11 protein-coding genes are annotated in these 15,641 nt (G+C 50.2%); 10 read left to right on the top strand and 1 reads right to left on the bottom strand.

Annotation, left to right across the window (positions count from 1 at the left end):
- Positions 1 to 24: 24 nt before the first annotated feature.
- Complete coding sequence (locus V3C10_23360) at positions 25 to 1,974, bottom strand: FAD-dependent oxidoreductase (protein WVP62204.1); 1,950 nt, start codon at positions 1,972 to 1,974, stop codon at positions 25 to 27.
- A gap of 351 nt (positions 1,975 to 2,325) precedes the next feature.
- On the opposite strand from V3C10_23360, the gene V3C10_23355 reads away from it, so the two are divergent.
- The 10 genes from V3C10_23355 to V3C10_23310 all read left to right on the top strand — a co-directional run bounded on the left by V3C10_23355 (position 2,326) and on the right by V3C10_23310 (position 15,619).
- A complete protein-coding gene (locus V3C10_23355; GenBank protein ID WVP62203.1) occupies positions 2,326 to 3,633 on the top strand; it encodes an AraC family transcriptional regulator in 1,308 nt (435 codons plus the stop codon).
- 181 nt (positions 3,634 to 3,814) lie between these two features.
- Positions 3,815 to 5,773 carry an FAD-dependent oxidoreductase gene (locus V3C10_23350; GenBank protein ID WVP62202.1) on the top strand — a complete coding sequence of 653 codons (1,959 nt, stop codon included), beginning with the start codon at positions 3,815 to 3,817 and terminating at the stop codon, positions 5,771 to 5,773.
- A 342-nt stretch (positions 5,774 to 6,115) separates the two neighbouring features.
- The gene (locus V3C10_23345; protein WVP62201.1) at positions 6,116 to 7,132 is read left to right on the top strand and encodes a sugar ABC transporter substrate-binding protein; all 1,017 of its coding nucleotides are present in this window, start codon (positions 6,116 to 6,118) and stop codon (positions 7,130 to 7,132) included.
- 283 nt (positions 7,133 to 7,415) lie between these two features.
- A complete protein-coding gene (locus V3C10_23340; protein ID WVP64692.1) occupies positions 7,416 to 8,324 on the top strand; it encodes an ABC transporter permease in 909 nt (302 codons plus the stop codon).
- A 23-nt stretch (positions 8,325 to 8,347) separates the two neighbouring features.
- Positions 8,348 to 9,322 carry an ABC transporter permease gene (locus V3C10_23335; GenBank protein WVP62200.1) on the top strand — a complete coding sequence of 325 codons (975 nt, stop codon included), beginning with the start codon at positions 8,348 to 8,350 and terminating at the stop codon, positions 9,320 to 9,322.
- Positions 9,323 to 9,334: 12 nt separating this feature from the next.
- Positions 9,335 to 10,852: a sugar ABC transporter ATP-binding protein gene (locus V3C10_23330; protein WVP62199.1), complete on the top strand. Its 1,518-nt coding sequence runs from the start codon at positions 9,335 to 9,337 to the stop codon at positions 10,850 to 10,852.
- Positions 10,853 to 10,877: 25 nt separating this feature from the next.
- Entirely contained in the window at positions 10,878 to 11,369 is a 492-nt protein-coding gene (locus V3C10_23325; protein ID WVP62198.1) for an ureidoglycolate lyase, read from the top strand.
- 7 nt (positions 11,370 to 11,376) lie between these two features.
- A complete protein-coding gene (locus tag V3C10_23320) occupies positions 11,377 to 12,228 on the top strand; it encodes a glycyl-radical enzyme activating protein (GenBank protein ID WVP62197.1) in 852 nt (283 codons plus the stop codon).
- A gap of 37 nt (positions 12,229 to 12,265) precedes the next feature.
- Positions 12,266 to 14,332 carry a pyruvate formate lyase family protein gene (locus V3C10_23315; protein ID WVP62196.1) on the top strand — a complete coding sequence of 689 codons (2,067 nt, stop codon included), beginning with the start codon at positions 12,266 to 12,268 and terminating at the stop codon, positions 14,330 to 14,332.
- A 315-nt stretch (positions 14,333 to 14,647) separates the two neighbouring features.
- Entirely contained in the window at positions 14,648 to 15,619 is a 972-nt protein-coding gene (locus V3C10_23310) for a helix-turn-helix transcriptional regulator (GenBank protein WVP62195.1), read from the top strand.
- Positions 15,620 to 15,641: the final 22 nt, after the last annotated feature.

Genomic DNA, 15,641 nt, shown 5'->3' with positions numbered 1-15,641 from the left:
TCATAGTTACGGTATATGTATTTTTTATTCGATGTAGGAGCCTGCATCATAGCCCTCATGAATGGCAAGACGGACATTGCGGGCCTGTTTGCAGTCGCCGATTTTCCAAAATTCTGAAGCGCAGGAACGGAAGGATTCCGCCTCCTCCAGACATGGAGCCAGACCGGCTGCGATGATAACGGTATCAGCGGTCATTTTAATTTCTCTGCCATCCTGCTCGGCCAGGACGCCGTCCGGAAAAATTTCCGTGCAGCGCGTGCCGGTATGGGTGACAACGCCCAGACGCTCCATTTCCAAGAGCACCGCTTCGTGGTGGAGATAGGGGGCGTCGCGGCACAGCTCGGATTTCATCTCAAGAACGGTCACGTTCTTTCCAAGACCGCCAAGGACGATGCTTTCCTCACAACCGACCAGGCCTCCGCCCAGAATCACAACATTTTGGCCGATTTCTTCCATGTGTTCATGCATACCCACTGCGGAAACAACGTGTTCAAGCTCTACACCGGGAATCGGAGGAACAATGGGGGAAGCTCCGATGGCACAGACAATAGCGTCGGGATTTATCTGCCTGGCCAGTTCCGGGGTCATGGCTGTGTTCAGTTTGACGGTAATTCCACGTTCTCCAACTCTTCGGATCAGTACCTGCATAAACTGATCCAGCTTGTTTTTGAAAGACACATGTCTGGCAAAGCGGATGGCGCCGCCGAGACAGTCCGACTTTTCAGCCAGGATAACCTGGTGTCCACGGTCAGCCAGAGTGATGGCAGCTTCCATGCCTGCGGGACCGCCGCCGATGACCAGAACCTTTTTGGGGGAAACGGCAGGACGGACGTCTTTTTCAGTATACTCCCGTCCGGCTACCGGATTGACCGAGCAGCGGGTCAGGCGGGAAGAATATTTTACGTAGGGGACAAAGGATTCGCTGATACAGTTGTTGCAGCGGATACACGGGGTAACGTCATAATCGCGTCCATTCGCCAGTTTACACGGCATCTGCGCGTCGGCAATGATGGAACGCCCTACGGCGATGACATCCGCTTTGCCTTCTGCCAGTACCTGTTCCATCAGTTTCGGGTCATCCAGTCCGCCTACGACGGCCACCGGAGTCTTTACCGCTTTTTTGATAGCTGCGGCGAATTCCACATTGACGCCGAATGGATGGAACATGCTGGGAACCATGTGCTGGTTGGTTTCGGGGTAGTGAAAGGTCCCGGCCGTGACATGAATCAAATCCACTTTTCCGTCCAGCATCCTGGCGAATTCGACCTGATCCTCTATGGTCAGTCCGCCCTCCACCAGTTCGCTGCCGCTGAGACGGAACTCGATTAACAGGTCTGGACAGCGGCTGCGGATTGCGTCCACCACCATGAGGGAAATTCTGGCTCGGTTTTCCAGGCTGCCGCCGAATTTATCGGTGCGGTGGTTATTAAGCGGGGAAAGGAACTCATGAAGCAGCCATCCGTGGCCTCCATGAACCATAACCATCTCCACACCGCCCAGATATGCGATTTCCGCAGCATCGGCAAAACGTTTTACTATGTAGTTTATGGTTTCCTCGTCCAGGGCAGTGTAATCCTTGCCAAGGTGTCCGGGGGCATCGCTGGGAGCCCAGATGGGACCGTCATAATATTCCGGGTTGGCACGGCCGCCGGGATGAAGGATCTCGATGGCGGGAATTGCATTATGGCGTTTGATGGCATCGGTAGCCAGGATTAAGGATGGCATAACCTCCGGATCGTCCAGAGCCAGGCACAGCAGATGGGAGATACCGGTTTTCAGATCGATGCGGGCCTCACCCATGTTGATAATGGCGGCTCCGCCTTTTGCCTTGCGTTCAAATATGGCAATATTGTCCGGGGTGAAGTGAGCCTGTGGCGTCAGGTTAGACACCGATACAGGAGCCGCTTCAATTCGGTTTTTTAATACGGTGCGGCCTAGCCGCAGAGGCTGGAAGAGCTGTGGATATGGACTCATATCAGTTCTCCTTTCACGTGACCCTCGTTTCATTGGCCGAGGGTATATTGGAATAATTTGATTGCGGCACAGAAAAAAGCTTATTGATATTATAATTGGGTAAAGCGAAAAAGTAATTCAACAATTCTGACGAATAATTTAATAATTTTGACATTTGGAGGAAGGCTGATAGCCCCCCCTCCACCCCCCCGTCCGCTGATGTACAGAGCCGCCTTCCCACCACAACAATCCGATAAGCCCCTCTATGGGCTTGTGTTCACATCTAAAATTTGATAAAATTTAAACAAATAGATTGATTTAAAAAAACTGTAACCCAGATGCCGGTTTTACCGGGAAAGGTAGGTAGATGTTGTGGATAAAACAAAAATGATTCCCATGTCACTGGACTATTGGAAAGGTTATATCACGCTGTACCACGTGCTGGCCTGCGAGCTGTCTTACAGCCTGATCTACAACAATATCCGCCCGGACAAGGTGGGAGATGCCCTGGCTACCGTAGGCCTGGACACGCTCCCGAACCGTTTTCTTTTGATCCAGGTGGATGACTACTATAATTTCAGCAGCAAGATGCATATCACTCAGGAATTTTTTCAAAAGACCGCCCTTATCAACATGCTTCGGGAAAGTATGGACCATATGGGCCTGAAGGGATTTATGGCCAATCTGGTAGGCCTTGACAAGCTGATCTGTTTTTTATGCTGCCCGGAGTGGGAGGGGGCGGAGATTTATTCTCACCTGTCCCGCGTGGCGGAGGCATTAAAGAAAGAGATCAGGACCAGGAGCGCCTATACCATTTCGGTCTGTATCAGTCAGCAGTGCTGCCGGCTCGGACAGTATTCCCAGATGTATCCCCGTATGGATCTGGCTCTGAATAAGAGCTATTTTTCCGGTAAAGAGGTCACAATGCTGCTGGAAAACATGGAGTTGGAGATGAAGGAGCCTGAGGAGGTTGACTTAAACCGGTATTATCCCGAACTGCTGGCTGCTTTTGCCAGGCGTAACCGTGAGCAGCTGGAAGGGGTGCTGCAGGAGATGGTGCGCGCCCTTCTGGAAGGAAGGACGCGGCCGCAGAAAGCAAAGGTGGAAATGCTCCGTCTGGTGCAGCGTATCGGAGATTACTGTGTGCGGTGCGGCGTGCCGGAGAACTGGATGCAGCGCAGAAGTGATACGGCCATGTCCCGTATTCTCTCATGCAGCTTTGTGGCGGATACGAGGAGCTGCTTTCTGGAGTTTTATGACGAGGTGACCCAGGCATTGGAGGAACACGGCTCCGACGAGGAATATTCGTTCAAAATACCGGTGTCCGAATACATAGACACTCACTATATGGAGAATATCAGGCTGGGATATCTGGCGGACATGATGGGATTCAGCGAGGGGCATTTTGCCCGGATTTTCCGGAAAGAGTTCGGCGTGACATTCGTCCAGTATCTGACGGAGTGCAGGATCCAGCGGAGCAAGGAACTGTTGGCCGATACCTGTATCCCCATTGAACAGATTGCCTACCGGGTGGGGCTGAACAGCTACAGCTATTTCTGCACCTGCTTTAAACGATCCTGCGGCATGTCCCCCGGCGCGTTCCGGGCCAGCGCGGCCTTACAGGGTGAGAGAGAAGAAACAGAGGAGGACGAGACAGCTTGTCAGCCTATTAAAAGTTGATTTTTTGAAATAAAATGTTTGAAAATTGAATAACATTTGATGCGGTAAGTTGTTAGTATGTACATATTGGCACAGAGAAAAAAGCGAATTTTTAAGTACAGAAAATTTGACGGGGCGGATTTTATCCGCTCCTGGATTATGATGCTTCAGACTGATACCCTGAAGAGAAGAGGAGGCCATTATGTCCAATTATCCGCATCTTTTTGCGCCCATCCGCGTGCGCAATGTTTACATTAAAAACCGTGTTGAATCGGCTCCCATGTCCGCCAGCGGCGAAGTTCCGTTCTATACCCGCGAGGCCTATGAGATGTACAATTCCATCGCCAAGGGAGGCGCCGGTATCGTCACTCTGGGCGAGGCAGGCGTTCACAGCCTGACGGATCATGCCCATCCCGCTATGCCGCATTTGGATGACGAGAATCTTCTTCCGACCCTGATTCAGACCGTGGATACCGTACATAAGTGGGGAGCGCTTGCATCGATTGAGCTGACCCATTCCGGCTGCCGCGCCAAAGGAGCGTTCCTGGCCGAGGGCGGTTATGTCATCGGGCCGAGCCCCATGGAGGAAAACCTCTATGGAGATAAGGTCATTGAGATGGATGAAGACATGATGAATGAGATTGCCGACGCCTATGCGCAGGCCGCCTATATGGCCGAATTTGCAGGCTGTGATATGGTAAATATCCATGGAGGCCACGGCTGGCTCATCAGCCAGTTCCTGTCCGACTTAAATAACCACCGGACCGACCAATACGGCGGTTCCATCGGGAATAAAGCCCGTTTCCCACTGATGATCGTAGACCGCATCCGGCAGAAATGCCCGAACCTGATCATCGAATTCCGCTTAAGCGGCGTTGAAGAGACAGAGGGTGGCATTACCATTGATGAGACCGTGGAATTTGCCAAAATGCTGGACGGAAAGGTAGATATTATCCACGTTTCCGCAGCCACCTTCCACGATACGGGTTCCGCAGCCCGCATGTTCCCGACCGTGTTCTATCCAAGAGGCTGCAACGTAGAAAATGCGTCAAAAATTAAAGCCGTAGTGAAAAATTCACTGGTGTCCGTTGTGGGCGGAATCAACGATCCTGAATTTATGGATGCGGCCCTTGCCGAGGGTAAGGCCGACTTTGTAGTAGTGGGACGTCAGTTTATCGCCGATCCCGACTGGGTTGTGAAGGCGCGTACGGGCAGAGCCGATGAGATCAGCAAATGTATCCGCTGCGAGACATGTATCAGCGCCGGATTCATCCCTCATGTTCCGTTCTCCTCCGGTGTACTCCGCTGCAGCGTTAATCCTACATGGGGACGCGAGTATGAGAACACCCGCAAAGAGGAAAAACCGGAACGGCTGAAAAAAGTACTGGTAGCAGGCGGAGGCCCGGGAGGCATGGAAGCGGCGATGACGGCGGCACGGCGCGGCCATACGGTGATTCTCTGTGAGAAGAGCGATCATCTGGCGGCCAATCTGGACTACGCAAAACAGATTTCATTTAAACATGACATTGTGGATTTCCTGAAATCCATGGTGGTAAGAATCCAGCGCACCCCGAATCTGGAGATCCGTCTTGATACGGAAGTGACCGAGGAACTGATCCGCGCCGAGAAGCCGGATGTAATTATTGCGGCCTGCGGTTCCGAACCTGTTACGCCGCCTATTCCAGGACTGGACCGCCCGATTGTCCACCACATTACCGACCTCTACAGAAAACATCTTTCCATAGGGAAAAAGGTTGTAGTGATCGGCGGCGGCCTGGCAGGATGCGAAGAGGGCCTTGGCCTTGCCTGGGAAGGTCATGACGTCACCATCGTGGAAATGAAGGATGGCCTGGCAAAAGACGCTCCTTACATCCACTGGCGCCATCTGCTTACCAAGCTGAATGAATCCGTTCACTCCTACTGCTCCGCCAGGGTTCTTTCCGTGGAGGAGAACGGTGTGAAAATCGTGGATGCCGAAGGTACGGAACAGCTTTTAGAGGCCGACACCGTCCTGGTTGCCGCCGGTATGCGCGGCACTTCCGAGCGCTTCGACAGCTGGCACGAGCTGGCCGATGAAGTGATTGTTGTGGGCGACTGCCGCAAAGCTTCCAAGATTCTGGAGGCCATGAGAACCGGTTACTGTGCCGGAATGACAATATAAAAATCTTTTGAAATAACCCGTAGGTACCGCATATAAGCGGCGCAGATGATGATGAAAGGGCCGGACTTTGTTTAACCGCAAAGTCCGGCCCTTTTGACGGCTGTCAATGAAGGTCTGCTAATGAAAGTCCACCAATGAAAGTCCCCAATGAAAGTCCCGGCCATCCCAACCGGCAAATCAAAGAAATTCCCTAAATAATATCCAAAAAAATTGCTAAAAATCAAAAATATATCTTGACAAATCTGTACAATGCATATAATATAAAAATACATTAACGTTAATGTGAACGTTAATGTTGGGTGTGGCAGAACACCAAAAAACAAATGTATGGGAGGAAAACAAATGAAGAAATTAGTTGCGGCATTATTAGTATCAAGTATGGTACTGGCTACGGCAGGGTGTTCATCTAAGACAGAGGCACCGGCACCGACAGAGGCGCCTAAGACAGAGGCACCGGCAGAAGCCGGCGGCGAGACAGAAGCAGCAGAGAGTAAAGAAGCAGGAAAACAGTACGAGATTGCTTTCAGTTTAAAGACAGTTACCAACGATGCATTCCAGAGCGGAATTGCAGATGCGATTAAGTCGAATGTTGAGGCAGCAGGCCACAAGTTCACACTGGTTACGGCCGGTGACGAGACCGCAGTATCCGCACAGGTAACACAGATTGAGGATTTAATTGCTAAAAAAGTGGATGCCATCATCGTTAACCCAATGGATGCCAATGCAGTCGTACCGGCTCTCCAGAAGGCAAAAGACGCAGGTATTCCGGTTGTCCTTGTAGACAGCACAATCGCTGAGGGCAACGAAGATTTATATGTCACATATGTAGGTACGGACAACTATGCAGCAGCCAAACTCGGCGCAGAGAAGCTGACGGAGAAACTTGGAAACAAGGGAAAAGTTATTATCGTCAGAGGCGCTAACGGTAACTCCGTAGGCGATGCCCGTGTCAACGGATTCAAAGACGGCCTTGGCGACGGAATCGAAATCGTAGGCGAGCAGCCAGGCGACTGGAGCAACGACGTGGCAAAACAGGTTACGGAGAACATGCTTCAGGCAAACCCGGAAGTAGACGGTTTATTCACAGCATCCGACGTTATGCTGGACGGTATCCTTCAGGCAATGGACGATGCAAAACGTGAAGGCATCCAGATCATGAGCTTCGACGGTTCCGACGATGGAAAAGCGCTGATCGAAGAAGGCCTTGTACTTGGTACAATGGCACAGTTCCCGGATCATATGGGCAAGATTGCCGTTGATACCCTGGTTGGCGTATTAGACGGAACAACCGATGCGGCAAGCGTTGACAAATACATCGACTCCGGTACAGAGTGTGTTACCGCAGAAAACCTTAAATAATAAAGGAACGAAGTAAGTACAGGAATGAAGTAAGTACAGGATAGAAGTAAGTACGGGATAGTGGAGGAGGTGCTGCAAAATTCTCAGGGAAGCAACAGGCTGAAGAATTTTACAGCACCTTTTCTTAAAAGCAGCGGTTGCAGAGTGAACCATAACTTTGCAAGGACTCTGCATTAATCAGGGTAACAGTTCATGCTGTCTGAACTGTTACGAATCAGGAAAGGTATGGGAGTAGTGAAGGATAAAAATCTGAGAATTTCAAAGAAAACAATGCTTATCATTGGTGCAGTCTTACTTTTTTTATTGTTGGGTCGCAGATTCCAAACTATCTTACAGTCAGAAACATTTTAATGTAATAAGACAGAGTTCCATTGTCTCACTGGTGTCTTACGGTATGACCATGGTTATCATTGTTAAGGGAATCGACCTGTCGGTCGGTGGGATTATTGCATGCTGCGCTATGATAAGCGGATTAATGATGAAGGGCGGATGCCCGATATGGCTTTCGATTGCCGCAGGTTTACTGGCGGGCGCCCTGATGGGATGGTTTAACGGCGTTATGGTTGAAAAACTGGAAGTGCCGGCTTTTATTACAACTCTGGTGGTTGGACAGGTGGCAAGCGGAATTGCCCTTATGTTAAATGGAGGCGGCTCCCTGGGCGGCTTCCCGAAAGAATATGTCAATATCGGAAACGGAACACTCTTAGGAATGCCAATTTCTAATTATATTACATTTATCTTCTGTATCGTGTCGGCCCTGATCATGGGACGGACCCGCCTGGGAACTTACATCTATGCCCTCGGCGGCAATGATATGGTGGTGAAGCAGCAGGGAATCAGCACTGCGAAAATCAACTATTTTGTCTTTGCATTTTCCGGCTTCTGTGCGGCGGTGGCGGGGATCCTCCTGAGCGCGCAGATGAATACGGTCCACCCGACACAGGGAGGAACTTATCAGCTCGATGCCGTTGCGGCCTGTGTCATCGGCGGCGTCAACATGGCAGGCGGGGAAGGCAAGGTTTATCTGTCTCTCGTAGGCGCCCTTCTCATCGGTTTCCTGAGGAACGGCCTGAACCTTTACGGACTTCATCCGTTCTACCAGAACCTGGTGATTGGATTTATTATCATCGTGATTGTGGCTGTATCCATTTACAGCCGTAACCGGAAGATAGAAGCTGCCAAGGTATTCTAATATAGATTGCGAAGGGAAGAAAAATGGGTAAAGAACAAAAAACTATGGAAAATAATAAACAGGCGCTGAGGATGTTTGTGAAGAAGAATGGCAGCGTTGTTGTTTTTGCAATTCTCTGCATCGTGGCTGCCATATTTGTTCCCAGATTTGCTTCTGTGAACAACTTTCTTCTGATTATCAAGCAGTCGGCCATTCCGGTTATTGCCTGTATCGGTATGACGATGGTACTGATGACCGGCGGCATCGACCTGTCGCTCGGCTATACGATAGGACTCAGCTCCACGATTGTCGGCATGCTTGTAAAGACTCATGAAATGGCGTATCTGCCGGCGATTCTCATCACTTTGGGAGTCGGAGTGGTCATCGGCCTTATCAACGGTTTCTGTGTGCAGGCCATTAAAGTACCGGCATTTATCACGACCCTGGGAACCGGATACATCATTTATGGAATAGCAGAAATCGTAAGCCACGGCGAATCGGTAAACCGTCTGCCGAAGGGATTTCTGGCAATCGGTAAAACAGAGGTGCTTGGAGTTAATACAACGGTAGTGATTACCGCAGTAATCTGTCTCGTATTTTTTTACATATTGCATATGTCCACATTCGGCAGGAACCTGTCGGCATTCGGACTCAGTGAACCGGCCAGCCGTCTGAGCGGCGTGGCGACGGCGAAAATCAACGTGATGGTTTATGTAAACTGTGCAGTGCTCGCCAGCCTCGTGGGAATCCTCCTTTCCATCGACGTCAACTGTGCCCAGCCGACCATGGGCGGCGGAAATTATACGTTCGAAGTCATCACGGGCGCGGTGCTTGGAGGCGCCAGCCTGTTTGGCGGTGTCGGTTCCGTTGTGGGCGCGCTCTTCGGAGTCATGACGATTAAGGTAATCGGTAACTGTATCAACCTGATGAATGCGGCTTACTACCTCTATGACGCAATCATGGGAATCATCATATTAGCTGCGATTGTTTTTGAGAATATCAAGAACAGAAAGCTGTAAGGAGTCGATCAGATGAGTAAAACCATTTTAAGAATGGATCATATAACAAAATATATTTTTGACGCCTACGGAAAACCGATTCGGGGGACGGATGTAAAGATTCTGGACGACGTGCATTTTGACATGTATGAGTCAGAGGTGCATATCCTGATTGGTGAAAACGGCGCGGGCAAATCCACCCTGATGAAAATTCTGGGAGGCATCATTCCCCAGGACGGAGGGGAGATGGAGCTGTTCGGGCAGAAGGTAAACTTCTCTAACCCAAGGCAGGCCGAGGCCATGGGCGTCGGCTTTATCCATCAGGAACTCAACCTGTGCCCGAACCTGAGCGTTGCGGAGAACCTGTTCCTGGGAAGGGAAATCACAGGCAGGGGAAATATCTTCAGCAACAAGAAGGAGATGTATGCCCAGAGCCGGAAGATGCTGATGAAACTGGGATTTGACATTGATCCTCAAATCCTGGTGCGCAACCTTTCCACGGCGCAGCAGCAGATTGTGGAAATTGTAAAGGCCATCTCCTATGATTCGAAGATTATTATCATGGATGAGCCGACGGCCAGCCTGACGCAGGCCGAGATTGACCATTTGTTTGAAATTATCAGGGATATGAAGAAACAGGGAATCAGCATTATCTATATTTCCCACCGTTTCGAGGAGTTAAAAGAGATTGGGGACAGGCTGACGGTGCTCCGCGACGGCTGCTATGTCGGAACGATTGATATGGCAGAGTTCAGCCATGACAAGGTAATCGGCATGATGGTCGGAAGAACTTTAAACCAGATGTATACCTGCGCCCACGTGCCGCAGGACGAGGAAATCCTCAGAGTGGAAAACCTTAAGATCGCTCCGAACACCGAGCCTCTGAGTCTCTATGTGAAGAAAGGCGAGGTTGTGGGAATCGGAGGGCTGGTGGGAGCCGGAAGGACGGAAGTGGCCAAGAGTATTTTCGGCGCACGCAAATTCTACGGCGGTAAGATTGTCTATAAGGGGGAGGAAGTAACAAAACCGGCCCCGAAAGAGATGATTAAAAAGGGACTGATGTACCTGACCGAGGACCGCAAGATTGAAGGCCTGGTTCTGCGGATGGATATCGAACAGAATATTACCCTGGCCTCCCTGTCGGAAATGTTTAAGAACGGATTTATAAAGAGGGGACAGGAGCACGAAGTATCCGAGGAAAAAATAAAGGAACTGAATATCGTATGCACGTCCGGCCATCAGCTTGCCAACACGCTGAGCGGCGGAAACCAGCAGAAGGTGGCCCTGGCGAAATGGCTGGCCAGCCATCCGGCTCTGCTGATACTGGATGAACCGACAAGGGGGATCGACGTCAATGCGAAGTCGGAAATTTATCAGATCATCGACGATCTGGCGAAAAAGGGCGTTGCCATTCTCATGATATCCTCCGAACTGCCGGAACTGATTGGCATGAGCGACAGGATTTATGTGATGAGGCGCGGAACCATCTCTGCGGAGCTGACCGAGCGTGATGATTTCCAGCAGGAAAAAATCTTATCATACACAATTTGACGGGCCATGCGAAAGGAGCTTAAAAATGAAAAAACTGATGGTTAAAAATATATTGGACAGCGATTTTTCCGTTTATGGAAGATGCGTGAATCTCCTGTCTCCGTCTTCTCCCTGTATCGGCGAGAAACCGATCCGGTTTTACAGGGATATGATGCCCCTCGGAGGCAATGAGACACTCTCACTGTCCGTGACGGCGGTGGAGCCGATGAAAATGATCGTGGATGTGCTGGAGTTCCATTCCAATACAGGAGAATGTTTTCTGAGTTTGGATGGGGACACCTGTATCTGCGTTGGAGCTGCGACCGCGGACCCGTACCCGCAGGCAGAGACGCTGGAGGCATTTTTTGTACCTTCCGGGACCGCGGTTTACATCCATCCCGGCGTATGGCACTATGCACCGTATCCGGCCGGAGAGCATCCGATCCACTCCCTGGTGATGCTGCCTCAGAGAACCTACGCCAATGACTGTTATAAGTGTGAACTTAAGGCGGATGAGGTAATGGAACTGGAGATTTAAAGACGGAATGGAAAAAACGGGCGTAATATTTGATATAAAGCAATTTGCGGTATTTGACGGACCGGGCATCAGAACCACCGTGTTTTTAAAGGGCTGTCCTCTGCGCTGCATGTGGTGCCACAACCCCGAGGGGCTGTCGTTTGCCCCCCAGCTTATGGTGTCGCCAAACGGCTGTACGGACTGCGGGAGCTGCCGCCTGGTCTGTAAGCACCCGGACGGCTGTATTCTCTGCGGAGACTGTGTCAGAGCCTGCCCGGCGCGGCTCAGGAAGATCTGCGGGGAGCGCATGACCGTGGAAGAGCTGACCGGAAAGCTGCTACGTGACCGGGAATACCTGGAAATGCAGGGCGGAGGGGTTACTTTTTCCGGCGGGGAGCCGACGGGGCAGCCGGAATTTCTTCTGAATTGCCTGAAAGAACTGCGTACAATGCACCGTGCGGTTGAAACAAGCGGATACTGCAGGACCGATATTTTTAAGAGTATTATGGATGAGCTGGATTATATCATCATGGATATCAAGATTGTGGATGATGAGAAACATAAGATTTACACCGGAGTGAGCAACCGGATGATCCTTGAGAATCTTGAACAGGTTAAGAAAAGCGGGAAACCGTTCCGGATCCGGATTCCTGTCATTCCCGGGGTCAATGATACAGAGGAAAACTACCGTCTGACGGCGGAGCTTTTAAAAGGAGCCGAAAAACTGGAAATGGTGGAACTTCTACCCTATCACAAAACGGCAGGGGCCAAATATGGCATGGTGGGGCGCGCCTACGCCCCGGATTTTGATGTCGACAGGGAACCGGTCCTTGAGACATCGGCTTTTGAAAATGCGGGAATCTGCTGCCGTAAGATGTAGACCGGACAGCGGTTACCGATGAAGTTAGGAGGAAAAGATGACAGCATATATAGAAAAATTGCTGGAACGTTTTATCGTAGAAAAGGATCAGAAAAAATACCGCGACACTCCGGACGATCCGAGGGCCCTTGCAGCCGGTTTTGAGGAGGAAGGACTCCCGGATCTGGAACGGGCGGTGAGAAGACTGGCCTTTATGCTGAAAGAGGAACGTCCAATTGTATATCCCGATGAAAAAATTGTCCTGCTCCGCACAAGAACCACAGTGCCGGAAATCTTTACGGAATGGGAATATGAAGAGATAAAAAAAGAGCATTATATCCACGAGCAGGGGAAGGTGTGCAATATTAACCCCTCATACAGCATGCTGATTGACGCCGGTTTCGACAAAAAACGGGAGGAAATCAGGGAGGCTCTGGCAGAACCGGAGCTTTCACAGGATAAAAAAGAGTATCTGAACGCGCTGATGACGGTTCTTAACCTCATTGAAGAATTTGCAGGGCGGTACAGGGAAGAGGCCGAGCGCGTCGGAAACACAGAAGCGGCAAAGGTATTTGAAAGAATCCCCTCCAAAGGGGCGGAAAATTTCAGGGAAGCGCTCCAGTTTCTCCGTCTGCTCCATTACTGCCTGTGGTGCAGTTTTAACTACCACAATACCTTTGGCCGGTTTGACCAGTACATGTATCCCTATTTTAAAAAAGATATGGAGAGCGGGCTGATTGACAGGGAGCAGGCCCTCGAGCTGGTGGAGGAATTCTTTATCTCCTGTAATAAGGACAGTGATCTCTATACGGGGATGCAGCAGGGAGACAACGGGCAGAGCATTGTTCTTGGAGGGTTGAATCCGGACGGCACGGAGAGCTATAATGAACTTTCTGATCTCTGCCTTCAGGCCAGCCTGGAACTGAAACTGATTGACCCTAAAATCAATCTCAGGGTAAATAAGAATACGCCTCTCGATATGTATGAAAAAGGTACCCGCCTGACCAAACAGGGACTGGGATTTCCGCAGTATGCCAATGATGATGTGATTGTGCCTGCCCTGAAACGCTGGGGATATGAGGAGGAGGACGCCTATAATTATGTGGTTGCCGCCTGCTGGGAATTTATTATACCGGGAACCGGAATGGATATTCCCAATATAAACGGCCTGTCCTTTGCCCATGCGGTGATTTCCAGCATGGAAAGACTGCCGGAATGCAGTACGTTTGAGGAATTCATGGAGTTTGTAAGGGAGAAAATCATGGCTCAGGCGGACGAACTGATCGCCGGGGTTAAGGATGTTTATATGGAACCTGCGCCGCTTATGAGCCTGATGATGAAGGACTGCATCATCACAGGCCGCGATGTGTCGAAGGGCAATAAATACAACAACTATGGCTTTCACGGCACCGGCCTCTCCACCGCGGTGGACTCTCTGGCCGCCATCAGGAAGTACGTGTTCGAAGAGCGGAAATTTACCGCGAAAGAGCTTAATGAGATGCTGGCCGTTGACTTTAAGGGATATGAGACGGTGCAGAATATGCTCCGTTATGAGGCTCCGAAGATGGGCAATGACGATGACCGGGTGGACGGCCTCGCCGTGACGCTTCTGGACTGGTTTGCCGATTCCCTGGAAGGGAAAAAGAACGACAGGGGCGGCATTTTCCGGGCAGGAACCGGTTCGGCCATGTACTATATCTGGCATGCAAAGGACGAAGTGACGACTCCCGACGGAAGAAAGAAGGGGGAATCCCTGGCCTGCAACTACTCGCCAAGCCTGTTTACCCGCCTGGACGGTCCGGTATCCATCATTAAATCCTTTGCTAAACCGCACCTGGTACGGGTTGCCAACGGCGGACCGCTGACCATAGAGCTTCATGATACGCTGTTCCGTAACGACGACAGCATCCGCAAGGTTGCCATGTTTGTAAAGAGCTTCATGGACATGGGAGGCCACCAGATGCAGATCAATGCGGTCAACCGCGATAAGATGGTGGACGCTAAAAAACATCCCGAAAATTACAGGAACCTGATTGTCAGGGTCTGGGGATGGAGCGGATATTTTGTGGAGCTGGATGAGGTTTATCAGGATCACATTATAGAGCGTATGGAACTTTCGATGTAAAAAGCAGCAGGGATAAATTAAATGAATGAGGCGCTTGTGCCCGTCCGGAGGAATTCATTAACTTGATGTTCCGGGTGAGAACAAGCGCTTTTTTGCGTGGAGTGGAAGAGAATGGTATAGAAAATATCAGAGTTACTTACGGCGTTTCAGAAAATAATGTATGGATTGGCAGCAGCTCAGTCTATAATAGTTCCTGAAGTACTTTTGATACGTTTTATCCGGCGAAGAAAAGAATCTCAGCAAGTAAAATCAAGCGGCAGCTTTCCCGCTCCATTATAATAAACGCAGAGCAGTTGAAACAGGGAGAACAGACAAATGTACGAGTGGCAGAAGCAGATACAGATAATCGTGGATGAAATTGACCGGTGTATTAAGAATTATAACGACGAAGCTTTAACGCTGCGTTTCCTTTCCAGAAAGCTGGGGTATTCCGAATTTTACACCACAAGAAAATTCAAAGAAATATCGGGGATGCAGTTTCGGGATTATCTGAGGCTCAGAAAACTGGCCTTTGCATTAAAGGAGATCCGGGACAGTGAAAAGAGCATTTTGGATATTGCTTTTGACTATGGTTTTTCATCACATGAAGCTTTTACAAGAGCTTTTAAGGGAACATACGGCGTGACGCCGAGCGAATATCGTAAAAAGCCAAGGCCTGTTGTCCTCCGTACAAAAATCAACCTTTTCGACCGCTACTTTTTAGGATTTGGAGAGATTGGCATGATAAGACCGGACGAAGATATCAAAACGTATTTTGTAACGATCCCCGCACACAAATTTCTGTATATTAAGAATTATGAGAGCAACGGATATTGGGATTTCTGGGAAAAGCAGAGCCGCATTCCGGGGCAGGACTACGAGACGATCTGCGGTCTGCTCGACAGCATTAAGGGCAAACTGGATGATGACGGCGGGAGCGAGGCAAACAGCGGCAGCGGACAGATTATGGCGTATATGAATGATCCGGAGGGCAGGCTCTGCGACTGGGGATTCCCGCGTACGGAGTGCTTCGGCGCGCGTCTTCCCGCCGACTATAAGGGTGAAGTGCCGCCTCAGATGATTCTGGCGGATATACCCGAGGCCGAGTATGTCGTTTTTGAACACGGGCCGTTCGATTATGAGCAGGAAAACCGCAGTGTGGAAGAAAAAATTGAAAAGGCCATGGCGGAGTTTGATTTCAAAGGCACCGGATATTCCTTTGATACGGACACTCCCGGCAGATTACTTTATTTCTATCATAACCCGGAACAGTTTTGGAAGTATATCAGGCCGGTGCGTCACCGGTAAAAAAGGGCCGATTGGAGCGGTT

Source organism: [Clostridium] symbiosum (genome assembly GCA_036419695.1).
GTDB classification, from domain to species: domain Bacteria; phylum Bacillota; class Clostridia; order Lachnospirales; family Lachnospiraceae; genus Otoolea; species Otoolea symbiosa_A.
This window is presented reverse-complemented; position numbering and strand designations above follow the sequence as displayed.